At 73.4% G+C, this 21,398-nt stretch carries 17 protein-coding genes and 2 pseudogenes; 12 read left to right on the top strand and 7 right to left on the bottom strand.

The features are described from left to right. Window positions 1–6: 6 nt before the first annotated feature. The 3 genes from ACZ7DL_RS31975 to ACZ7DL_RS31965 form a co-directional block, all read right to left on the bottom strand. Window positions 7–1,623 (bottom strand): HoxN/HupN/NixA family nickel/cobalt transporter, encoded by a 1,617-nt coding sequence (locus ACZ7DL_RS31975; RefSeq protein ID WP_470779638.1) that lies wholly within the window; start codon window positions 1,621–1,623, stop codon window positions 7–9. Window positions 1,624–1,640: 17 nt separating this feature from the next. Continuing rightward, a complete protein-coding gene (locus ACZ7DL_RS31970; RefSeq protein WP_470779522.1) occupies window positions 1,641–3,212 on the bottom strand; it encodes a tetratricopeptide repeat protein in 1,572 nt (523 codons plus the stop codon). Window positions 3,213–3,308: 96 nt separating this feature from the next. After that, window positions 3,309–4,880: a DUF4331 domain-containing protein gene (locus tag ACZ7DL_RS31965; RefSeq protein ID WP_470779520.1), complete on the bottom strand. Its 1,572-nt coding sequence runs from the start codon at window positions 4,878–4,880 to the stop codon at window positions 3,309–3,311. Window positions 4,881–5,090: 210 nt separating this feature from the next. Here ACZ7DL_RS31965 and ACZ7DL_RS31960 point away from each other — a divergent pair, with 210 nt between their 5' ends. The 3 genes from ACZ7DL_RS31960 to ACZ7DL_RS31950 all read left to right on the top strand — a co-directional run bounded on the left by ACZ7DL_RS31960 (window position 5,091) and on the right by ACZ7DL_RS31950 (window position 6,844). Then, complete coding sequence (locus ACZ7DL_RS31960) at window positions 5,091–5,633, top strand: sigma-70 family RNA polymerase sigma factor (RefSeq protein WP_470779518.1); 543 nt, start codon at window positions 5,091–5,093, stop codon at window positions 5,631–5,633. Beyond that, a complete protein-coding gene (locus ACZ7DL_RS31955; RefSeq protein ID WP_470779516.1) occupies window positions 5,630–6,448 on the top strand; it encodes an anti-sigma factor in 819 nt (272 codons plus the stop codon). The genes ACZ7DL_RS31960 and ACZ7DL_RS31955 overlap by 4 nt, the downstream gene beginning before the upstream one ends. A 126-nt stretch (window positions 6,449–6,574) precedes the next feature. After that, complete coding sequence (locus ACZ7DL_RS31950; protein WP_470779514.1) at window positions 6,575–6,844, top strand: hypothetical protein; 270 nt, start codon at window positions 6,575–6,577, stop codon at window positions 6,842–6,844. Between the two features lie 62 nt (window positions 6,845–6,906). Here the strand turns inward: ACZ7DL_RS31950 and ACZ7DL_RS31945 are convergent, their stop codons facing one another. The 4 genes from ACZ7DL_RS31945 to hmgA form a co-directional block, all read right to left on the bottom strand. Continuing rightward, window positions 6,907–8,127, bottom strand: coding sequence for a CaiB/BaiF CoA transferase family protein (locus tag ACZ7DL_RS31945; RefSeq protein WP_470779513.1), 1,221 nt, complete (start codon window positions 8,125–8,127; stop codon window positions 6,907–6,909). Window positions 8,128–8,204: 77 nt separating this feature from the next. Then, a complete protein-coding gene (locus tag ACZ7DL_RS31940; protein ID WP_470779511.1) occupies window positions 8,205–9,359 on the bottom strand; it encodes a type ISP restriction/modification enzyme in 1,155 nt (384 codons plus the stop codon). A gap of 25 nt (window positions 9,360–9,384) precedes the next feature. Then, a complete protein-coding gene (locus tag ACZ7DL_RS31935; RefSeq protein ID WP_470779510.1) occupies window positions 9,385–10,134 on the bottom strand; it encodes a GntR family transcriptional regulator in 750 nt (249 codons plus the stop codon). 45 nt (window positions 10,135–10,179) lie between these two features. Beyond that, complete coding sequence (gene hmgA, locus ACZ7DL_RS31930) at window positions 10,180–11,499, bottom strand: homogentisate 1,2-dioxygenase (RefSeq protein ID WP_470779509.1); 1,320 nt, start codon at window positions 11,497–11,499, stop codon at window positions 10,180–10,182. A 154-nt stretch (window positions 11,500–11,653) separates the two neighbouring features. On the opposite strand from hmgA, the gene ACZ7DL_RS31925 reads away from it, so the two are divergent. From ACZ7DL_RS31925 to ACZ7DL_RS31885, 9 genes and pseudogenes are all read left to right on the top strand, one after another. Then, the gene (locus ACZ7DL_RS31925) at window positions 11,654–12,268 is read left to right on the top strand and encodes a hypothetical protein (protein ID WP_470779507.1); all 615 of its coding nucleotides are present in this window, start codon (window positions 11,654–11,656) and stop codon (window positions 12,266–12,268) included. A gap of 64 nt (window positions 12,269–12,332) precedes the next feature. Beyond that, window positions 12,333–12,605 (top strand): annotated as a pseudogene (locus ACZ7DL_RS31920) (TetR/AcrR family transcriptional regulator); the annotation flags it as partial. A 309-nt stretch (window positions 12,606–12,914) separates the two neighbouring features. Beyond that, a pseudogene (locus tag ACZ7DL_RS31915) lies at window positions 12,915–13,250 on the top strand (TetR/AcrR family transcriptional regulator); the annotation flags it as partial. A 103-nt stretch (window positions 13,251–13,353) separates the two neighbouring features. After that, window positions 13,354–15,585 (top strand): molybdopterin oxidoreductase family protein, encoded by a 2,232-nt coding sequence (locus ACZ7DL_RS31910; protein ID WP_470779505.1) that lies wholly within the window; start codon window positions 13,354–13,356, stop codon window positions 15,583–15,585. A 124-nt stretch (window positions 15,586–15,709) separates the two neighbouring features. Further along, window positions 15,710–17,110, top strand: a complete 1,401-nt coding sequence (locus ACZ7DL_RS31905) for a CitMHS family transporter (RefSeq protein ID WP_470779504.1) — start codon at window positions 15,710–15,712, stop codon at window positions 17,108–17,110. Between the two features lie 19 nt (window positions 17,111–17,129). Beyond that, entirely contained in the window at window positions 17,130–18,371 is a 1,242-nt protein-coding gene (locus ACZ7DL_RS31900; RefSeq protein ID WP_470779503.1) for an MFS transporter, read from the top strand. Between the two features lie 102 nt (window positions 18,372–18,473). Next, window positions 18,474–19,169 (top strand): hypothetical protein, encoded by a 696-nt coding sequence (locus ACZ7DL_RS31895; protein ID WP_470779502.1) that lies wholly within the window; start codon window positions 18,474–18,476, stop codon window positions 19,167–19,169. Further along, window positions 19,156–19,851, top strand: coding sequence for a class F sortase (locus tag ACZ7DL_RS31890; protein WP_470779500.1), 696 nt, complete (start codon window positions 19,156–19,158; stop codon window positions 19,849–19,851). The genes ACZ7DL_RS31895 and ACZ7DL_RS31890 overlap by 14 nt, the downstream gene beginning before the upstream one ends. 154 nt (window positions 19,852–20,005) lie before the next feature. Continuing rightward, the gene (locus ACZ7DL_RS31885; protein WP_470779499.1) at window positions 20,006–21,394 is read left to right on the top strand and encodes an aldehyde dehydrogenase family protein; all 1,389 of its coding nucleotides are present in this window, start codon (window positions 20,006–20,008) and stop codon (window positions 21,392–21,394) included. The last annotated feature ends 4 nt before the right edge of the window (window positions 21,395–21,398 follow it).

The raw sequence follows: 21,398 nt of genomic DNA, 5'->3' as shown, positions 1-21,398 counted from the left end.
AGTAGCTCAGCCAAGCGCGGATGCGGCCCCCTTGAGCACCAATCCCGTGCCCAGCGCGACCACGACCAGCGCGGACGCGAGCGGCAGGGTCCGGCGCACGAGGGCGGCCAGGGGGTGCGCGGTCCAGCGCGGGCGCCGGTCCAGTACCCGGGCCGCCCCCGCACCCAGCCGTACGACGGCGAATCCGGCCGCCGTCAGCGTCAGCGCGAGTCCGGCCCCGTACGCCACGACGAGCAGCAGCCCGAACCACGCCTTGCCGAGCGCGGCGGCGCCGACCAGCACGACCACGGCGGACGGGCTGGGCACCAGCCCGCCGGCGAACCCGAGCAGGATCGTGCCGCGGAGGGTGGGAGCGGTGGGGTGCGTGTGCGTGTGGCCGCCGTGGGTGTGGGTGTGGCCGCCGTGGGTGTGGGTGTGGCCGCCGTGAGTATGCGGGTGCGCGTGGGTGTGGCCCACGTGGGCTTGGTCCCCGGGGGCGTGCGGGTGGCTGTGGGCGTGGCCCCCATGGGCGTGCGCAACACCGTCGTGGTCGTGATGGTGGTGGGCGGTCCCCTGGCCGGTGCCGTCCGCGCCCACCACCGCCAACTCCCGCTGCACGCGCACGGGAGCGGCTCCCGGCGCACGGTTGTGCCAGGCCCGGCGTACGAGGGTGACGCCCGCCGCCAGCACCAGGGCGCCGCTGGCGATGCCCAGCCAGGAGATCACCGCGGGCGCGGCGGCGGATCCGGCCGTGACCAGCAGGCCGAGCGCGACCACGCCGAGGGTGTGGGTCACGGTCACCGAGGCGGCCAGCGGCAGCACGTCGCGGGGCCGGGCCCGGCCCCCGCGCGCCGCCGCCGTCGCGGCCATCAGCGTCTTGCCGTGGCCCGGCGCGAGGGCGTGCAGGGCGCCCAGGGCGACCGCGATGAGCAGGGCCAGCCCGGCGAAGCCGACGGTGAGGTGGTGCCGGGCCACGAGGTCGTCCAGGGCCCGGGTCCAGCGGTCGGCGCCCCGGGGCAGCACACCGGCACCCGGGGCCGCCTGCCGCTCCGCGTCCCCCGCGAGCGCCGGGCCGCCGGGCCGCACCCGCAGCGAGGCCGTACCGGTGTCGGCGGGGGAGGACAGCAAGTCCTGGGGATAGGCGGTCAGTTCCCGTGAGGCCGACGCTTTCGGTACGTCGGTCGCGGTGAGCGTCATCCGGTCGCCCCGCGCGGTGATCTCCCGCCAGCCGGGTCCGTCGGCGGCACCCGCGCTGTGGAAGCCGAGGGAGACGGCGCGGCCGCGGGGCAGCGAGGCGGTCAGCCGGCACTCCACGCGCAGGGTGTCGAGGCCGGCCTGACCGGGGCGCAGCCGCGCGCTGCTGCGGGCGGCCTTCAGCGTGGCGCTGCGGCCGTCGACGCTGAGCCTGCTGCCGGCGGCGGCCCGCGCGCACCGCTGCCGGGCCCACGCGCCGAGCCCCAGCCGTTCGATGCCGGGCTTGGCCTGTGTCGCCGGGATCTCGGCGAGGTCCTCCACATGGTCGACGCGGAGCTGCCCGGGTGCGGCGATCAGGCCGTCGTAGCGGTTGACGGTGAAGTTGCCGAGGGGGTGTGCGCTCGCGGTGCCGGCCGGGAGGAGCGCGAGGCCGCACACGGCGAGGAGCATGCACAGCAGACGCCGCTTCACTCGGCTCCCTCCAGCGCCTTGCGGGCCCGCGCCGCACCCAGCGGGGAGAACCCGGGGTTCAGTTCCAGGGCGGAGGCGAGCGAGGCACGGCCGGCCGCCCGGTGGCCCGTGGCCAGTTCGATCACGCCGCGGTGGTAGCGGAAGGTAGCGCTCCGGTAACCGGTGGCCGTGGCCCGGCGGGCGTACGGCAGAGCCTCGGCGTCCCGGCCGTTGACGTGCAGCGCCCAGGCGAGGGCGTCCGCGGTGTGCACGGTGTGCCGGCGGGCCCATTCGGCGCGGGCCGCGCGCAGGGCGGCGGCCTTGTCGCCGTGGTCGGCGGCGGCCAGTGCGGTGTCCAGGTCGGCGTTGACGCCGTTGGCGCGGGCCAGCGCGGTCCAGGCGTCGACCAGCGCGTACTGCCGCCGGGCCCGCGCCCGGTCGCCGGCCGCGCCCCGCGCCTCGTACAGCTCACCCAGCTCGACCAGCGGACCGGGCAGCGGGGAGCGGGCGACCACCGCCTCCATGTCCTTGATCGCCGCGGCGCGGTCACCGCTCGCCGCCCGCGCGCGGGCCCGGCCCTCCAGCGCCGGGAGGTAGCCGTCGTCGGCGGCCAGAGCGCGGGCGTAGGAGGTGAGCGCCGTCGGGTAATCGCCCTGGTTCCAGGCGAGTTGGCCGAGCTGGGTGGCCACGTACGCCGTGTCGCCGGGCGAAGTGGCGGCGGCCAGCGCCTGTTTGAGGACGCGGCGCGCGGTGGTCACGTCCCCGCTCAGCTCGTGCGCATAGGCGTACCGGGTGAAGACCGGCACGCCCGGCCTGCGCGCGTCCGCGGTCCGCGCGGCCCCGGCCGCGTCGGTGTACCGGCCGAGTTCGACCAGCGCGTCGATACGGGAGGACAGCGCGCGCTCGCTGTACGGATTCTGTTCCAGGGCCGCGTCCGCGAAGGTCAGGGCCTTCTCGAAGTCGTGCCGGGCGGCGGCGAGGGCGGCGCGGCCGGCCAGGGCCTGGTCGTTGTCCGGCGCCAGCGACAGGGACCGCCGCAGCGCCTGCTCCGCCTGCGGGTACCGGGCGGGGTCGCCCTTGGTCCGGGCCTGCTCGACGTACGCCAGACCGAGGGTGGCCCAGCCGCCGAAGTCCTTGGGCTGGGCCCGCAGATGCGCCTGGAGCGCGGTGATGCTCGCGTCGAGGTTTCCGCCGCCCAGGACACCGGGGCCTGTGGCGTCGGCGACGAGGGGCGTGGACACCGGCGCCCGGTCCGCGCCGAGCGCGATCGCACCGCCGGTCATGGCAACCGCCAACAGAGCCGCGCAGCAGGCGAGCTGGAGGAACCGCCGACGGCGCCCGACGGCCCCGACCCGCCGCACGGCGGCCACGCGCTCGTCGGCGGCCGCGTGCTCGACGTCGGTCACGGGCGCGTCGGCGGCGGCGTCCTCGCCCGCGTCGGCGGCCGGACGGCCTTCGGTGCTCTCGTCCGCGCCGGTCCCGCAGGCGACCGTCTCCGTCTCCGGCGCCGACGGCGGCGTCGGCAGGTCGTCCTGGCTCCCGTCCGTCCTCTGCCCGGCCTTCTCGTCGTCGTGCCCGCGCGGGCCCATGCCTTGTCCTCCGTGGGTTCGTATACGTAGGGGAGGCGCGGCCCGCCGTGGGGGAGGGGGGAATACGGGCCGCGCCGGTCTCGGGGGGTGCGGGAATCAGTACGCGCGCTGCATACGCCGGCGCCACCACGCGAACGCGGTGCCGATCAGCAGGATCCCGGCCGCACCGGAGGCCGCCGAGGCGGCGATCAGCATCGTGTCGCCGGAGCCGCCGGAGGAGGACCCGGCCGGCTGGAGGGCGTCCCCGAGCTGGCTGCGCACGTCCGCGCCCGCCGTCGTGCCCTTGGCGAGCCGGCCGCGCGAACCGGCCGTGGGCTCGGCGACGTACGGGAAGTACTTCTCGAAGTTCTTGTCGTTCTTGTCGACGGCGTCGCCCAAGTCGTTCTTGGAGCCGACCAGTTCGCCCTCCACGACCTGGAGCGCCTCGTCGATCACGTCGTCGGAGAGCCGGCGTCCGTTGGGGAAGCCCGCGTTGTCGCCGTCCAGGACACCGAGCCGCTTGGGGTGCATGGCCGGCTTGATCGAGGTGTTCAGCCGCAGCTGCTCCGAAGGCTGCACGTGCGGAGGCTGGTTGAGGCCCTTGACGCCCTTGAGGAAGACGTCGACCAGGTCGTTGCGCGGCTCGGCGGGCGCCTTGATCTTGTAGATCGACTCGATGAGCTTCGGCAGCTCCGGGTTGGTGACGTTCTTCAGGAACTGGGCGTCGTAGCCGGGCTGGGACGCGTTGAACTTGTCCTTGTCCTTCTGCGGGTTGACGACCTCGTTGACCAGCGGGTTGCCGAGGCGCGAGACCTGCGAGTAGTAGCCCTGCGCGTTACGCCGCTGGGTGGTCGACCAGATGCCCACGACGGGCTGGTGGGACGACTCGCGGATCAGGTCGTTCGGCACCTGGAGGGCGATGGTGTTGACGTTGTAGCCCTTGAGGGTGTCCCGGCCGACCTCGGTGAGGTTCCCGCCGTAGAGCAGGTCGAAGACGCGCAGGTCCAGGAAGAACGGGTCGTCCGCCTGGCCGGCGAAGGTCGCGGCGCCGCCCGCCGTCTTGTACACCGCCTGCGAGCGCAGCTTGCCGTAGTCCGGCATGGACGCCTTGCCGACGTTCGACGGCGCCACCGGTACGTCGTCCGCGAGTTTCGTCTTCGACATCACGTGCTGGTTCTTCGACCGGATGAGGTCGATGTCGTACGTCTGTGTGATGTTGAGGTCGGGGTCGTCCAGGCTGGTGACCGGACCGGTGTTGTACAGGAACGTGTTCCCGTTCTTCGTATGCGTCCTGAAGGTGTAGCGGAAGATCAACTCGTCCTGTGCGTCACCGTTGTTGTCGACGTGGAGGTCGTACTGGGCGTCGTCGGCGAACGTGTAGAAGTTCGGTCCGCCGGCCGGTTCCTCGAACGGGATCCAGTTCGCCACGATCGTCGTCGTGTCGGGCTTGTCCGGGCTGACGAACGCGTACAGGTCGGTGTTGTCGTACTGCGGGGTGCCGGAGATCAGCGGGGCCTCGCGGTGCGAGGACGCGGAGGCCGCCCCGGGTGCCAGCGTGGCCACGCCGGCGGCCGTGAGCCCTCCGCCGGCCAGTGCGCCGCAGATGAGCGTGACCAGGCCCGCGCGTCCCGTGCGGTTCCCGGAGAACACGCTCCGGGAGAGGGCGCCCCTGGAGAAAACAGGTGTCATGCCGTCCGTCCTCAGTGCCGACTTGCCTTTGACGGACGGGTATACGGAGCGGAACCGCCGATCGGATGGGTCGGCCGGGAAAAAACTTTTTCCCGGCCGGTGACCCGCGTTTTCGGCCCGCTGATCCGTATCACCTCGGGGAGGTGTGTCTCGGTGCGGATGCGCGGTGCGCGAGGAAGACCCGGCTGCGGCCACGGAGAGGGGGCCCGCATGCAGGCGGACGAGCTGCTGGTGCTCGTGGCCCGCGGTGACCAGCGGGCGTTCGAGGACCTGTACGGACTGGTGTCGGGGCCGGTGTTCGGGCTGGTACGCCGGGTGGTCCGCGATCCCGCACAGTCCGAGGAGGTCGCCCAGGAGGTGCTGCTCGAACTGTGGCGCTCCGCCGCCCGGTTCGACCCGGGCCGGGGCAGCGCCCTGTCCTGGATCCTCACCCTCGCCCATCGCCGCGCCGTCGACCGGGTGCGCAGCGCCCGCGCGGCCGGGGAACGCGAGCAGCGCGAGGCCCTGCGCGCCGGGGAGCCCGCGTTCGACCAGGTCGCCGAGGAGGTCGAGGCCGGCCTGGAACGCGAGTGGGTGCGCCGCTGCCTGAACCGGCTCACGGCTCTTCAGCGCCAGTCGGTGACCCTGGCCTACTACGACGGCTACACCTACCGTGAGGTGGCCGAGCGGCTCTCGCTGCCGCTCGGCACGGTCAAGACGCGGATGCGCGACGGACTCAGCCGGCTGCGCGAGTGCCTGGGAGGCGCCGCATGAGCATCGTCGGCAAGCTGCTGCGCCGCGAGGATCTGCACTCGCTCGCAGCGCCCTACGCGCTCGACGCCCTGGAGTCGGGCGAGCGGCGCCGCTTCGAGAAGCATCTGGCGGGCTGCGACCGGTGTGCCGCCGAGGTGCGGGACCTGGCCGAGGACGCGGTCCGGCTCGCCTGGTCCACCGCCGCCCCCGCACCGGCCGCCCTGCGCGACCGGGTGCTGGCCGCCGTGCGCACCACCCCCCAGGAGCAGGCGCCGCAGCCCGCCCGGGAGCGCGCGCCGCAGCTGCCGCCGCACGTCTGGGGCACCCAGCCCCCGCCGCCGCGCAGCCGTACCCGCCGGCCGCGCCCCCTCTTCGCGCCCTTCGCCACGGCGACCGCCGCCGCGTCCCTCGTCGTCGCCTCCCTCTTCGCGGTCCAGGCGCACCGCACCGAGGACCGGCTCGCCGCCGAGCAGGCCCGGGCACGTGAGATCGCCCACGTTCTGGCCGCTGCCGACGCTCGCGCGGCGAGCGGCGAGGACGCGCGGGGCCGCAGTATCGGAGTGATCGCTTCCGCCTCCGAGCGGGAGGCCGTCGTCACCCTCAGCGGATACGGCACCCCGCCCGGCGGACGCGTACACCAGCTCTGGCTCATGCGCCCCCGCGTGCAACCGCGCTCCCTCGGGCTCTTCAGCGGCGACACGCCCTTGGTCGCCAAGGGTCTCGACCCCTCCTCGACGTCACTCGCCGTAACCGTCGAGCCTGACGGTGGGTCAGCGCAACCGACCGGCCAGCCCATTGTCCAACTCACCCTGAAATCGGTTGGATTCGGAGAGTAGTCAAAAGGGAATGGTCAACCCCCTTACAGGGAAGGTGAATCCCGTGGCCGAGATACCCGCGTGCCCCACTGGGGCGATAGGGTTAGCCTGCCCGGGCCGGGTGGACTCGTACGGGTGGGGAGTGACATGGAGCAGATAACAGTGCGCAGCAGGGCCAGGGTCCCTGCGATCACCTGCGGGAGCAGCGCGACCAGTTCGCGTCTCGACCGCCATCTGTCGGTACTGGCGGGTCCCGCCATACCGCAGCGGGAGACGGTCGAGGCGACCTCGCTGATGCGGGAGCTGACGGCGCGTGACTCCACGCACCGGCGCAGCGACCGAGGCGCGCGGGTCAGCCGCGTCTCCCTGTTCGCACCGCTGCGTCGGCTGCGCCGTTCGCTGTTCGGCGGTCGCTGACCGACCGCGGCAGCGGGTCGCGACCGCCACCGACGCGGCTCACCGCGCGGGCATGCCCGCGCTCAGGCCACCACACCGTCCCGGCGCAACGCTGCGATCTCGCCGTCCGTCATCCCCACGGCACGCAGCAGCGCCCCGGTGTGCTGCCCGAGGGCGGGTACGTCCCCCATCCGTGCCTCGTCCCCGCCCGGCAGCGTGATGGGAGGCAGCAGCGCCTTCAGCGGCCCGACCGGCGACCCCACCTGACGCCACCGCTCCCGGGCCGCCAGCTGCGGATGCTCCGCCAGTTCGTGCAGATCCCGCAGCCGGGCGCAGGCGATGCCGGCCTTCTCCAGCCGGGCCAGCGCCTCCTCGGTGTCCAGGGCGCCCAGCGCCCCCGCGACCAGCGCATCGGTCCGCTCCCGGTGCGCCACCCGCGCGGCATTCGTCGCGAAGGCGGGGTCCGTGCCCAGTTCCGGGCGGCCCATGACCTGTTCGGCCAGCCGCCGCCACTCCCGGTCGTTCTGCACCGACAGCAGCACCCGCCCGCCGTCCGCCGTCGGATAGGCGTCGTACGGCGCGATGACGGCGTGCGCGAGCCCGGTGCGGGCCGGCGGCTCGCCGCCGTGCATCGCGTGGTGCAGCGGATGACCCAGCCACTCGGCGAGCGCCTCCAGCATGGACACCTCCACCGGCCCGCCCCGCCCGGTCGTCCCGCGCCGCACGAGCGCGGCCAGCACCCCCGAGAACGCGTACATGGCCGCCGCGATGTCCGCCGCCGGGATGCCCGCCTTAACCGGCTGCTCCGGCGTCCCGGTCACCGACACCAGCCCTGCCTCGCACTGCACGAGCATGTCGTACGCCCGCTTGTCCGCGTACGGCCCCGAGCCGCCGTAGCCCGAGATGTCCACGGCGATCAGCCGCGGGTGCGCGGCGCACAGCGTGGCCGCGTCCAGACCGAGCCGGGCCGCCGCGCCGTGCGCGAGGTTCTGCACGAACACGTCCGCGTCCGCGACCAGCCGCCGTACGACGTCCAGGCCGCGCGGGTCCTTGAGGTCCAGCGCGAGGGACTCCTTGCCGCGGTTGCACCACACGAAGTGCGAGGCGAGACCGCCGGCCGCGGTGTCGTACCCCCGCGCGAAGTCGCCGCCGTCGACGCGCTCCACCTTGACGACCCGGGCGCCCAGGTCGGCGAGCTGCCGGGTCGCGAAGGGCGCGGACACGGCCTGTTCCACGGCGACGACGGTGATGCCCTCCAGGGGGAGGGGCTGCTGACGCACGGGCTGCTCCATCGGCTGATCCATGCCCGGATCATGGCCCCTGAACGGCGGCTTTGTCAGCAGTGCGGCTCACTGCGCGAGCTGGAGGCGTGCGCGCCGCGTCAGACGAGGGCGAACTGACCCTCCGGGCCCTCCTCGTGGTGGTCCAGTACCGAGGCGGGGCGGCGGGACGACTCCGGTACCGGCAGGACGCCCGCCTGCCGCAGGTCGCTCGCCGTGATTGGTGACGTCACCTTCATGCCGGCCCGCAGCGGCCGGAGTTCCGCCAGCAGGGTGAGGACCGTGATCAGTTCCAGCAGCTCCGACGTCCAGGTCTGCGGCCAGGCCGCCGGGCGGATCGCGGCGAGCGTGCCCGGTTCGGCCGGGGTGGTGCGGGCCGCGAACCAGGTCTCCAGGACCCGGACTCCGGCCACCTCGTAGTCCCAGGCCTCGGGCGGGACGGGGGAGATGCGGCCCTCGTCCAGGTGCAGGGTCTCCTCGTCGGGGTCGTAGCGGAGGGTCAGGGGGAGGGTCGGCAGGGGCGCGCGGACGTACGGGCGGCGGCCGCCCGGCAGCTTGGGGCGTTCGCCGTCGCGGCGCATCAGCCAGAGCATGCGGCGGCCCAGGTCCACGCCGGACGCCCACAGTCCGGGGTCGTGGGTGAGCGGCACGGTGAGCTCCGGGCGGGCCGTCGCCAGGATCCAGGCCAGCACGTCCCATGCCGTGGGGCGGGTGCCCAGGCGGGCCGACAGATGGTCCAGCAGGCCGGGGGCCAGGTTCGGCTCGGTGCCGCCGGGGCGGCGGTTGAGGGGGCGGATCCGGCCGGTGCGCAGCGTGGGCAGGAGCGTGGTCGCCAGCAGTGGGGTGCCGGCGTCGCCCGTCTCGACCGTGAACACCTGGTGGGCGTCCGCCACCCGCCACAGCTCCGGGCGGGCCGTGTCGATCAGCCGGTGGTCCGGGATCAGCCACTGCTCGTCGAAGGGCGCGGTCAGCACCCGCACCGGCTCCGCGCAGGCGCCCTCGGCACGCGCCAGCCGCTCCGTGCCGGTGGACTGGCCCGGCAGCTGGCCCACCGCCGAGCCGAGCGTACGAGCACGGGTCGGTTCGAACAGGGCCTCCCGGTCCGGCCCTCCGGCCGTGAGCAGGGCGTCCCAGCGGGCCTTCAGACAGGCCGGATCGGGCGCCGTCGGCCAGGCGCGGCCCGGCCGCAGCGGTGCGACGGACCACGGCATGAGGTCCGCCAGCAGCGGAGCGTCGTCGTGCGTCACGCCCGGCATCGTACGGCCTCGCCCGCCCCGCGGATCAGGTGGCGTCCAGCGTGACGGTGAACGAGAAGCGGTCCCCCCGGTAGTGGATGACCGCCACGTCCAGCACCCGGCCGTCGGTGTCGTACGTCACACCCGTGTAGTGCAGGATCGGGCTGAGCAGCGGGACTTCGAGCAGCCGTGCCGTCTCCGGGTCGGCGAGCCGGGCCTGCACGGTGTCGGTGATCCGGCTGATGTCCGCCTTGACCACGTCCCGCAGCACCTTCGTCATCGGCCAGCGGACCAGATCGGCCGGGTCGATGCGGTCGGCCAGTTCGGGACGGATGTGGTTGACGGCGTGGTTGGTCGGCTCGCCGGTCTTCTCGTCGCTGCGCAGGCGGTGGTACGTCGCCACCTCCGCGAGGTCCGGGAAGTACTCGGCGAGCCCGGCCGGCACCGGCACCCGGCCGTGGTCCAGCAGCTCGGTCGTCATCCCGGACTGCTGGGCCACGATCGTGTCCACCGAGCCCAGCAGCCGCACCGGCGCCCCGCGCCGGACCCCGGGCTCGATGAACGTGCCGCGCCGCCGGTGCCGGCTGATCAGCCCTTCGTCCTCCAGCTCCTTCAGTGCCTGCCGCATGGTCAGCACGCTCACGCCGTAGTGCTCCGCCAGCTGCTCCTCGGTGGGCAGCCGCAGCGGGTCCTCGGCGGAGCGGCCCAGTATCGAGGCGCGCAGCGACTGCGACACCTGGTACCACAGCGGCAGCTTGCGGTTCAGGACGATCGAATCCGGAGCGAATGAGGTCACGCGGCTATCCGTACCTGTCGGAGAACGTTCGGCGCAACGGCGGCCTCACCCCCGGAAGTGGCGCTCCAGTCCTTGCCACACATCGTCGTAGCGCTGCTGGAGGTGTTCCGCCCCGGCCGCCTGCGGAGTGAGGGTCACCGGCCAGCGGGTCTCGAACATGAACGCCAGCCCGTCGTCGATCTTCTGCGGGCGCAGCTCGGCCGCGCTCGCCCGGTCGAACGTCTCCCGGTCCGGGCCGTGCGCCGACATCATGTTGTGCAGCGAGCCGCCGCCCGGCACAAAGCCCCCTGGACCGGAGGTCTTGGCGTCGTACGCGCCCTCGATCAGGCCCATGTACTCGCTCATCACGTTCCGGTGGAAGTACGGCGGCCGGAAGGTGTCCTCGCCCACCAGCCAGCGCGGCGCGAAGACGACGAAGTCGACGCCGGCCAGGCCCGGGGTGTCCGACGGGGAGGTCAGGACCGTGAAGATCGACGGGTCGGGGTGGTCGTAGGAGATGGTGCCGATCACATTGAAATGGCGCAGATCATAGACGTACGGCACATAGTTGCCATGCCAGGCGACCACGTCCAGGGGACTGTGGTCGTAGGTCGCCGTCCAGAGGTTGCCGCAGAACTTGTTCACCACCTCCACCGGCCCCTCGACGTCCTCGTACGCGGCGACCGGAGCCCGGAAGTCCCGGGGGTTGGCCAGCCCGTTGGCGCCGATCGGGCCGAGGTCGGGCAGCCGGAACGACGCTCCGTAGTTCTCGCACACATAGCCACGGGCGGACTCGTCCAGCAGCTCCACACGGAACCGCACCCCACGCTTGATCAACGCCACCTGGGCCGGCTCCACATGCAGACGGCCGAACTCGGTGTGCAGCAGCAGCCCGCCCCGCTCCGGCACGATCAGCAGCTCCCCGTCGGCGTCCGAGAAGACCCGTTCCATCGAGGCGTTGGCGTGGTACAGGTGCACGGCCATGCCCGCGCGCTGGGTCGCGTCGCCGTTGCCGCCCAGCGTCCACAGGCCGCCGAGGAAGTCGGTGCCCGCCGGGGGCTCCGGCAGCGGGTTCCAGCGCAGCCGGTTGGGGTCGGCCTCCGTCTCGGTGAAGGGGGCCGTGCGCAGCGCGCCGTTGTCGGCGCGGGTGAACGCCGGGTGCGCGGCCGAGGGGCGGATGCGGTAGAGCCAGGAGCGCCGGTTGTGCGCCCGTGGCTCGGTGAACGCCGTACCGCTCAGCTGCTCGGCGTAGAGGCCGAGCGGCGCGCGCTGCGGCGAGTTGCGGCCCTCGGGCAGGGCGCCCGGCACCGCCTCCGAGGCGTGTTCGTTGCCGAACCCGGTCAGATAGGACAGCCCCTCGGCGGTCTTCCGTGCGTCCCCGCTCATGATCGCTCCCTCGCGCTCCCGATTCCTATGCCTCACCGTAGGAATGAGTGAGGGTCCCGCGCAAGAGGGTCCCGGGGTCCTCCCACCGTGGGAGGACCGGAACCAGACCTGAGGGGGATCCGGGGTGCCGGGCCGCTGTTCTACGCTCCCGGTCATGTCGTGGACGAAGTGGACGCGTGGACCTCTCGCCGCACTCGCGGTGTGCGTCCTGCTGTCGTGGGGAGCGGTGGCCTGCACAACCGGCGAGGCGCACGGCGGCACGGTCTCGCCCTCGCCGGTGGGGAAGGTTCTGGACGACACCGACGAGGCCGGCCGGCATCTGCGCGAGGTGCCCGGGACGAACGCCCCCGAGGTCGGTGTCGAGGTCACCCCGGACTCGGCCGGCGGCTGGGGCGTCCGGCTGACCTTCCGCCACTTCCGCTGGTCCGCGCCCGACGCGCAGCCGACGGCGGTCACCGGCCGCGGGCTCGCCCACCTCTTCGTCGACGGCCGCCGGGTCGCCCGGCTGCGCACCGCCACCTACCACCTGGCCGCCGGTCTGCCGCACGGCACCCACCAGGTCACCGTGCGGTTGTACGCCGACGACGGCACGGTGTGGGCCGTGCGCGGCAAGCCCGTCGAGAGCACCGCCGACATCACGGTGTCGGACGCGGTGTCGGCCGCGGCGGAGCAGCCGGCCGGGGCCGGATGCCGGCGGGTGAGCGCGGCCGTGGGCGCGTGCCCTCGGGGCGGACGAATATGGCCGGAATCGACTGCCGTCGGCGCATGAGTGTGCGGGCCGCCCGGGTCCGTACTGGGGGACGAGGTTCACCGGACCCCGGCGGAAAGGCATCATGAAGCCCGTGCCCCACGCGACATCGCTCCGCCGCGCGCCGGTCCAGCGGCGCAGCGCCGAACGGCTGACCAGGATCCTGGACGCCTGCGCCGAACTCCTCGACGAGGTCGGCTACGACGCCCTGAGCACGCGCGCGGTCGCCCAGCGCGCCGGAGTCCCCATCGGCTCCGTCTACCGCTTCTTCGGCAACAAGCGGCAGATGGCCGACGCCCTCGCCCAGCGCAACCTGGAGCGGTACATCGAGCGCGTCACCGAACGGCTGCGGGAGGCGGCCGCCGCGGATGCCTCCGGGCCGCGAGGAGGTGAGCCGCGGGGGGAGCCCGAGCGCCCGGAAGCGGTCGAGCGGAGGGCGGACGGGGAGCGGAAGGCCGACGCCGAGCGGAGGTCGGACGTCGAGCGCGGCGCGGTGTCCGAGCGTGCGGTGTCCTCCGAGCGGGCGGCGGTGTTCGAGCGCGCGGTGTCCTCCGAGCGCGGTCCGGTGTCCGAGCGGCCGGTGTCCTCCGGCGTGGTGTCCGAGCGCACAGCGTCCTCGGAGCGCACAGCGTCCTCCGAGCGCATGGCCTCCTCCGGGCGTGGAGCCGACTGGCGGGTCGCGATGGATGCCGTTCTGGACGAGTACCTCGCCATGAAGCGCACCGCACCCGGCTTCTCCCTGGTCGACTTCGGCAACCAGATCCCGGTCGGCTCCCGCCACACCGAGCCCAACACCCGGGTCGCCGACCGGCTGACCGAGCTGCTCGCCGGCTACCTCTCCCGCACCCCGGACGCGGACCTGCGGCGGGTCTTCCTGGTCGCCGTGGAGAGCGCCGACACGCTCGTCCAGCTGGCCTTCCGGATCGATCCTCAGGGGGACGAGGCGATCATCGCCGAGACCCGGGAACTGCTGCGGGCGTATCTCGCGCGCGTGCTCGACTGAACGGTCCCGCGCCAGGGCTCCCCACCATGCATACCGGTCGGTATGCTCACCCCGGGCCTGCCCGCACCCGGGCGGGTCCGCCGCCGACCCTCCGGGAGGATCCGTGTCCCGCACCGCCCTGCGAATCTGCCCCCTGTGCGAGGCCACCTGCGGGCTGACCCTCACCATCGAGGGCACCCGCGTCACCGGCGCCCGCGGAGACCGGGAGGACGTCTTCAGCAAGGGGTTCATCTGCCCCAAGGGCGCCTCCTTCGGCGCCGTCGACGGCGATCCCGACCGGCTGCGCACCCCGCTCGTCCGCAAGGACGGCGTCCTGAGCGAGGCCACCTGGGAGGAGGCGTTCGACGCGGTCGCCGCGGGCCTGCGCCCGGTCGTGGAGCGGTACGGCCCCGACTCCGTCGGCGTGGTCCTCGGCAACCCCAACGTGCACACCATGGCCGGCGCCCTCTACCCGCCGGTCCTGCTCGGCGCGCTGCGCACCCGCAGCCTGTTCACCGCCTCCACGGTCGACCAGATGCCCAAGCACGTCTCCAGCGGCCTGCTGTTCGGCGATGCCAACGCCATCCCGGTGCCGGACCTCGACCACACCGACCACCTGCTCCTGATCGGCGCCAACCCGCTGGAGTCCAACGGCAGTCTCTGCACCGCCCCCGACTTCCCCGGCAGGCTCAAGGCCCTCAAGGCCCGCGGCGGCCGCCTCACGGTCGTGGACCCGCGCCGCACCCGCACCGCGAAGCTCGCCGACCGGCACCTGGCGATACGCCCCGGCACCGACGCCCTGCTGCTCGCCGCGATGGCGCACACCCTCTTCGCGGAGGACCTGGCCGACCTCGGGCACCTGGCCCCGCACGTCCAGGGCGTCGACGAACTCCGGGAGGCCCTCGGCGACTTCACCCCCGAGGCCGTGGCGCCCGCCTGCGACCTCGACGCCGGCGACATCCGTGCCCTCGCCCGCGACCTCGCCGCCGCCCCCACCGCCGCCGTCTACGCCCGCATCGGCAGCTGCACCGTCCCGCACGGCACCCTGGCCAGCTGGCTGGTCGACGTGCTCAACATCCTCACCGGCAACCTGGACCGGCCCGGCGGTGCCCTCTTCCCGCAGGCCGCCACCGACAAGGCGCCCCGCCCGGCGGGCCCCGGTCGCGGGTTCGCGCTCGGCCGCTGGCACTCCCGGGTGCGCAAACACCCCGAGGCGAAGGGGGAGTTGCCGCTCTCCGCGCTCGCCGAGGAGATCGACACCGCGACCGACGAGGGGACCCCGGTCCGCGCGCTGATCGCCATCGCGGCCAACCCGGTGCTCTCCGCGCCCGACGGCCACCGGCTCGACAAGGCGCTGGACTCCCTGGACTTCATGGTCAGCGTCGACCCGTACCTGAACGAGACCTCGCGCCACGCCCACGTCGTGCTGCCGCCGCCCCCGCCCGCCCAGAGCCCGCACCACGACTTCGCCTTCAACACCCTCGCGGTGCGCAACCAGGTCCGCTACACCCGCCCCGCCGTCCCGCTGGAGCCGGGCCGCATGGCGGAGAGCGAGATCCTCGCCCGGCTGGTCCTGGCCGCCACCGGCATGCACGGCGCCGACCCGGCCGCGGTCGACGCCATGGTCATCGACCAGACCCTCGGCAAGGCGGTGACGGACGAGCACGCGCCGGTGCACGGCCGCGACCCGCGCGAACTCGCCGGCCGGCTCACCGGTGACAACGGCCCCGAGCGGCGGCTCGACATGATGCTGCGCCTCGGCCCCTACGGCGACGGCTTCGGCGCCCGGCCCGACGGGCTGACCCTGGAGAAGCTGCTCGCCCACCCGCACGGCATCGACCTCGGCCCGCTGCGCCCGCGCCTGCCGCAGCCGCTGCGGACCCGTAGCGGCAAGGTGGAGCTGCTGCCCGAGCCGATCGCCGGCGACCTGCCCCGGCTCCGCGCGGCCCTGCACGAGCGCCCCGCGGGTCTCGTCCTCGTCGGCCGCCGCCACCTGCGCTCGAACAACAGCTGGATGCACAACGTGCCCACGCTCACCGGCGGCAGCAACCGCTGCACCGTGCACATCCACCCCGAGGACGCCGCCCGCCTCGGCATCCGGGACGGCGCGGACGTACGCGTCAAGGGCGCCGGGGGAGAGGTGGTGGCCCCCGCCGAGGTCACCGACGGCGTCCGGCCCGGGGTGGTGAGCCTGCCGCACGGCTGGGGCCACGACCGGCCCGGCACCCGGCTCAGTCATGCCGCCCTCGACCCCGGAGTCAACGTCAACCAGCTGCTCGACGGCAGCCTGCTCGACCCGCTCTCGGGCAACGCGGTGCTCAACGGTGTCCCCGTCGAGCTGGCCGCACTGCTGTGACCTGGACTTTTGCGCTTATTGCTCGTGCGTCAACCACTTGTTAACGCCGTTTGAACGGACCTAACGTCATCGCACCGCCGACCCCCAGGTGGGATGTTCAAGGGCGAACGTTAGGTATCCACTCATGCTGACCATCCTCGGCTTCGCCATGATCGCGACCTTCTTGGTCCTGATCATGCTGAAGAAGCTGTCGCCGATCGCGGCGCTCGTGCTCATACCCGCGCTGTTCTGCGTGTTCGTGGGCAAGGGCGCCAAGCTCGGCGACTACGTCATCGACGGCGTCACCGGCCTCGCCCCCACCGCGGCGATGCTCATGTTCGCGATCGTCTACTTCGGTGTGATGATCGACGTCGGCCTCTTCGATCCGGTCGTCCGGGCCATCCTGAAGTTCTGCAAGGCCGACCCGCTGCGCATCGTCCTCGGTACCGCGGTCCTCGCCGCGATCGTCTCCCTGGACGGCGACGGCTCCACCACCTTCATGATCACCGTCTCGGCGATGTACCCGCTGTACAAGCGACTGAAGATGTCCCTGGTCGTGATGACCGGTGTCGCCGCCATGGCCAACGGTGTGATGAACACGCTGCCCTGGGGCGGTCCCACCGCGCGGGCCGCCACCGCGCTGAAGCTCGACGCGAGCGACATCTTCGTGCCGATGATCCCGGCCCTCGCCATGGGCCTGGTGTTCGTCTTCGCCCTCGCCTACTTCCTCGGCCGCCGCGAGCGCAGCCGGCTCGGTGTGCTCACGCTGGACGAGGTGCTGGTCGAGGAGCAGGAGACGGTTCTGGTCGGCGCCGGGTCCGGTGCCGGTTCCGGCAGGGAGGCCAAGAAGGCCGGCGGCTCCGGCGCGGGCGCGGACCTCCCGGACGAGCCGGCGGAGGAGGGCTTCCAGGGCCTGGACCCCGACCGCCCCACCCTGCGCCCGAAGCTGTACTGGTTCAACGCGCTGCTCACGGTCGCCCTGCTCACCGCCATGATCATGGAGTGGCTGCCGATCCCGGTGCTGTTCCTGCTCGGCGCGGCCCTCGCCCTGACCGTCAACTTCCCGCACATGCCGGACCAGAAGGCCCGCATCGCCGCCCATGCGGAGAACGTCCTCAACGTCTCCGGCATGGTGTTCGCCGCCGCCGTCTTCACCGGCGTCCTCCAGGGCACCGGCATGGTGGACCACATGGCCACCTGGCTGGTGGACAACATCCCCGACGGCATGGGCCCGCACATGGCCTTCGTCACCGGCGTGCTGAGCATCCCGCTCACCTACTTCATGTCCAACGACGGCTTCTACTTCGGCGTCCTGCCGGTGCTCGCCGAGGCGGGCCAGGCGCACGGCGTCTCCTCGCTGGAGATCGCCCGCGCCTCCCTGGTCGGCCAGCCCCTGCACATGTCCAGTCCGCTCGTCCCCGCCGTGTACGTCCTGGTCGGCATGGCCAAGGTCGAGTTCGGTGACCACACCCGGTTCGTGGTCAAGTGGGCCGCCCTCACCTCGCTGGTGGTCCTCGGCGCGGGAATCCTGTTCGGCATCATCTGATCACCTGGGAGGACACTCCATGGCGCCCGGTGGGAACCGCGGCTGGCTGCTCCGCCTCGTCATCGCCTTCTCCTGTGCGCAGGGGGCGGTGTCGATGGCCCGGCCCGCCGTCTCCTATCGGGCCCTCGCGCTGGGCGCCGACGAACGGGCGGTCGGTGTCATCGCCGGTGTGTACGCCCTGCTGCCGCTCTTCGCCGCCGTACCGCTCGGCCGCCGCACCGACCACGGCCGCTGCGCACCCCTGCTGCCGGTGGGCGTGGTCCTCATCGCCGGCGGCTGCGCGCTCAGCGGAGCGGCGAACTCCCTGCGGGCGATGGCCCTGTGGAGCGGCGTGATGGGCCTCGGCCACCTGTGCTTCGTGATCGGCGCCCAGTCGCTGGTGGCCCGCCGGTCCGCGCCGCACGAACAGGACCGCAACTTCGGGCACTTCACCATCGGCGCCTCCCTCGGCCAGCTCGTCGGACCCGTGGCCGCGGGCGCCCTCATCGGCGGCGCCGACATGGCGCACAGCAGCGCGCTCGCCCTCGTCGTGGCGGGCGCGGGCGCGGCGGTGGCGTTCACCTCGCTGTGGCGCATCGAGGACCGTACGGCGTTCGACGCCCGCCCGCAGCAGGGCGACCGCGTGCCGGTCGCCGGCATCCTGCGCGCCCGGGGCGTGCCCGCGGGCATGCTGATCAGCCTGTCGGTGCTGTCCGCGACAGACATCCTCACCGCGTACCTCCCGGTGGTCGGCGAGCACCGGGGCATCGCCCCCTCGGTGATCGGCGTCCTGCTCAGCCTGCGGGCCGGTGCCACCATCGCCTGCCGGCTCGTCCTCACCCCGCTGCTCCGGCTGCTCGGCCGGCCCCCGCTGCTCACCGTGACCTGCCTGCTGGCGGCGCTGCTGTGTGCGGGGGTCGCACTGCCGGTGCCGGTGTGGGCGCTCGGCGCGCTGCTCACCGTCCTCGGCTTCTGCCTGGGCGTGGGCCAGCCGCTGTCGATGACGACGGTGGTGCAGGCCGCGCCCGCGCAGGCCCGCTCCACCGCGCTCGCCCTGCGCCTGACCGGCAACCGGCTCGGCCAGGTCGTCGCTCCGGCCGCCGCGGGCCTGGTCGCCGGTCTGGCGGGGGTGGCGGCGCCGTTCGTGCTGCTGGGGGCGTTGCTGCTGCTGTCGTCGGGGGTGGCGCTGCGCTCGCCGGACGGGTCCGTGGGGCCGGCCGGGCAGGGGGCGGCCAGGGAGCGGCCGAGGCGGCCGGGATTGCGCCGCACGAGCGATCTCTGACGGCGCGCCGGGCGTCGGTCCCGGCGGGTACGGGGTGCATGACGCAGAGTCCGAGACGAAAGAGCGATTTGTATGAAAATCGTCTGAACTCGGAGGATGCGCATGCCCACCCTGACACTTCCACGTGCCGTCGGCTCCCGCGCGGGTGCCACAGTCGTCCTCACCGCCCTCGCCGCGGCCGGCGCGTCATGGGTGGCGGCGCCGAGCGCGGTGGCCCAGGGGGAGAACGGCGACATCAGGATCCACGACGAGCGCCATCTCCATGGAACCGCGCTGGTGGGGTCGGCCAAGGATGATCCGGTGGTGTGCCGGTTCTATCTCGAGGCCGTCAACTTCGACGTCCTCCCCAGCATCTTGTACACCATCACTCCGCAGCCTCCGCTGCCCACCGCCGCCACCGTCACCGGCACCATCCAGCTCGCCGGGGGTGCCGGGCACACCGACCCGCTGGGGCTGGCGGACGGGCAGTACAAGGTCAGCTGGACCGTGGGCACACCCCCGGCCCTGAAGGAGAAGGTCTTCCGGGTCAGCTGCCACGACGGCCAGCACGACGGCCAGCACGACGGGTCGAAGGGACCGGGCGGGCAGATCGCGGACCATCAGCAGAACGACACGGCCTGGGGCCAGGGCGGCGACCACAACGGGCCGAAGGGCGGTGTGCACGCCGGTGGCGGCGGCCTCATCGACACAGCCGCCGCGTACTCGCCGGTGGCCGCCGCGGCCGCCGTGGGTCTGGTCGCCGTCAGTGGTGTCGTGTACTTCCGGCTGAACCGCCGGCGGCCCCATGGTGCCGCGTAGGTACCGACGCAGGCCCTGGTACCGGACCCGCGCCTACCGTCTCGCCAGGACGGCCCTGCTCGTGGTCGTCCTGGTGACGGTGGTGCGCTGCGGCGGCGACGGGAGGCCGGCCGCCCCGCAGCGGGCGGCCGGGGACCGGATGTCCGTCCGGGCCGACGGGCGCGGCGCGAGCCGGGATGAGTCCGGCCCGGGCGACTCCCGGCCCGCACCGCCCCCCCGCCCGCTGCCCCGGTCCCGCCCGACCACCCTCCGCGTGCCCTCGCTGGGCATCGCCGCCCCGATCATCCCGCTCCGGCTCGACCGCAACCGGGAGCTGGAGACACCGCCCGTCGACCGGCCCAAGCTGGTCGGCTGGTACCAGGGCGGCCCCACGCCCGGCGAGTCCGGCACCGCGATCGCCGTCGGCCACCGTGACACCAGGACCGGGCCGGCCGTGTTCGCCGGGCTCGCCCAGGTGCGACCCGGCAAACCCATCGAGGTCGCGCGGGCGGACGGGCGGACCGCCGTCTACTCCGTGGACCGGGTCAAGGTCTTCGACAAGGCCGGCTTCCCGGACAAGGAGGTCTACGGTCCGACCGGGCGCCCGGAGCTGCGGGTCATCACCTGCGGCGGCCTCTTCAGCCGGCGGACCGGCTACACCAGCAACGTGGTGGTCTTCGCCCATCTGACCGCGACCAGGTGACCGGCGGACCGGCCGGTGCGGACCCGTTGTCCGCACCGGCCGGTCCGTTCGTCATGATGGCCCGGTACGTCTGCGGCCACAGGGTGTCTGGCGCCCGAAAACTATCACCGCTAGTTTGTGTGCCGGACGACGCGTACCCGCCGGGAGGAAGAGCATGAAGGCACACGACGGCCTGTACATCGACGGCGCCTGGCGCCCCGCCGAGAGCAGGGACGTGATCGAGGTCGTCAACCCCGCCGACGAGCAGGTCATCGGCCGGGTCCCGGCCGGCGGCGCCCTGGACGTGGACACCGCCGTACGCGCCGCGCGCGCCGCCCTGCCCGGGTGGGCCGCCACGCCCCCGGCCGAGCGCGCCGCGCGCCTCGCCGCGCTCCGGGACGTTCTCGAGGCCCGGCAGGCCGAGATCGCCGAGACGGTCACCGCGGAACTGGGCGCGCCCCCGAAGTTCGCCGAGACCGTGCACGTCGGCACCCCCATCGCGGTCGCCGCCGCCTTCGCCGAGCTCGCCGCCCGCCACTCCTTCGAGGAGCGGGTCGGCACCTCCACCGTGCTGCACGAGCCGGTCGGCGTGGTCGGCGCGATCACCCCCTGGAACTACCCGCTGCACCAGATCGTCGCCAAGGTCGCCGCGGCCCTCGCCGCCGGGTGCACGGTGGTCCTCAAGCCCGCCGAGGACACCCCGCTCACCGCCCAGCGGTTCGCCGAGGCGGTGCACGAGGCGGGCGTACCCGCGGGCGTGTTCAACCTGGTCACCGGCTTCGGCCCGGTCGCCGGGCAGGCCCTCGCCGAGCACCCGGGTGTGGACCTGGTCTCCTTCACCGGCTCGACGGCGGTCGGCAGGCAGATCGGCGCGGTGGCCGGCGCGGCTGTCAAGAAGGTCGCTCTGGAGCTGGGCGGCAAGTCGGCCAACGTCATCCTGCCGAGCGCCGACCTGGCCAGGGCGGTCAACGTCGGCGTCGCCAACGTGATGGCCAACTCCGGCCAGACGTGCAGCGCCTGGACCCGCATGCTGGTCCACCGCGACCAGTACGCCGAGGCAGTCGAGCTGGCGCGGACGGCCGCCGCCAAGTACGGCGACCGCATCGGCCCGGTGGTCAACGCCAAACAGCAGGCGCGGGTGCGCGGTTACATCGAGAAGGGCATCGCCGAGGGCGCCCGCCTGGTCGCGGGCGGCCCCGAAGCCCCCTGCGAGAAGGGCTACTTCGTCAGCCCGACCGTCTTCGCCGACGTCACCCCGGAGATGACGATCGCCCAGGAGGAGATCTTCGGCCCGGTCCTGTCGATCCTGAGGTACGACGACGAGGAGGACGCCCTGCGCATCGCCAACGGCACGGTGTACGGCCTCGCGGGCGCAGTCTGGGCAGGCGACGAGGCCGAGGCGGTGGCCTTCGCACGCCGCATGGACACCGGCCAGGTGGACATCAACGGCGGCCGGTTCAACCCCCTCGCGCCCTTCGGCGGTTACAAGCAGTCCGGAGTCGGCCGGGAACTCGGCAGCCACGGGCTCGCCGAGTTCCTCCAGACCAAGTCCCTCCAGTTCTAAGGGA

It is taken from the genome of Streptomyces sp. NPDC036984 (assembly GCF_055607665.1).
The sequence above is the reverse complement of the archived record's forward strand: the minus strand, read 5'-3'. Positions and strand labels throughout refer to the sequence as shown.

Coding starts and splice junctions, on each gene's coding strand:
- ACZ7DL_RS31975 (WP_470779638.1), bottom strand. CDS start 1,623: ATGCTCCTCGCCGTGTGCGGCCTCGCGCTCCTCCCGGCCGGCACCGCG.
- ACZ7DL_RS31970 (WP_470779522.1), bottom strand. CDS start 3,212: ATGGGCCCGCGCGGGCACGACGACGAGAAGGCCGGGCAGAGGACGGAC.
- ACZ7DL_RS31965 (WP_470779520.1), bottom strand. CDS start 4,880: ATGACACCTGTTTTCTCCAGGGGCGCCCTCTCCCGGAGCGTGTTCTCC.
- ACZ7DL_RS31960 (WP_470779518.1), top strand. CDS start 5,091: ATGCAGGCGGACGAGCTGCTGGTGCTCGTGGCCCGCGGTGACCAGCGG.
- ACZ7DL_RS31955 (WP_470779516.1), top strand. CDS start 5,630: ATGAGCATCGTCGGCAAGCTGCTGCGCCGCGAGGATCTGCACTCGCTC.
- ACZ7DL_RS31950 (WP_470779514.1), top strand. CDS start 6,575: ATGGAGCAGATAACAGTGCGCAGCAGGGCCAGGGTCCCTGCGATCACC.
- ACZ7DL_RS31945 (WP_470779513.1), bottom strand. CDS start 8,127: ATGGATCAGCCGATGGAGCAGCCCGTGCGTCAGCAGCCCCTCCCCCTG.
- ACZ7DL_RS31940 (WP_470779511.1), bottom strand. CDS start 9,359: ATGCCGGGCGTGACGCACGACGACGCTCCGCTGCTGGCGGACCTCATG.
- hmgA (WP_470779509.1), bottom strand. CDS start 11,499: ATGAGCGGGGACGCACGGAAGACCGCCGAGGGGCTGTCCTATCTGACC.
- ACZ7DL_RS31925 (WP_470779507.1), top strand. CDS start 11,654: ATGTCGTGGACGAAGTGGACGCGTGGACCTCTCGCCGCACTCGCGGTG.
- ACZ7DL_RS31905 (WP_470779504.1), top strand. CDS start 15,710: ATGCTGACCATCCTCGGCTTCGCCATGATCGCGACCTTCTTGGTCCTG.
- ACZ7DL_RS31900 (WP_470779503.1), top strand. CDS start 17,130: ATGGCGCCCGGTGGGAACCGCGGCTGGCTGCTCCGCCTCGTCATCGCC.
- ACZ7DL_RS31895 (WP_470779502.1), top strand. CDS start 18,474: ATGCCCACCCTGACACTTCCACGTGCCGTCGGCTCCCGCGCGGGTGCC.
- ACZ7DL_RS31890 (WP_470779500.1), top strand. CDS start 19,156: ATGGTGCCGCGTAGGTACCGACGCAGGCCCTGGTACCGGACCCGCGCC.
- ACZ7DL_RS31885 (WP_470779499.1), top strand. CDS start 20,006: ATGAAGGCACACGACGGCCTGTACATCGACGGCGCCTGGCGCCCCGCC.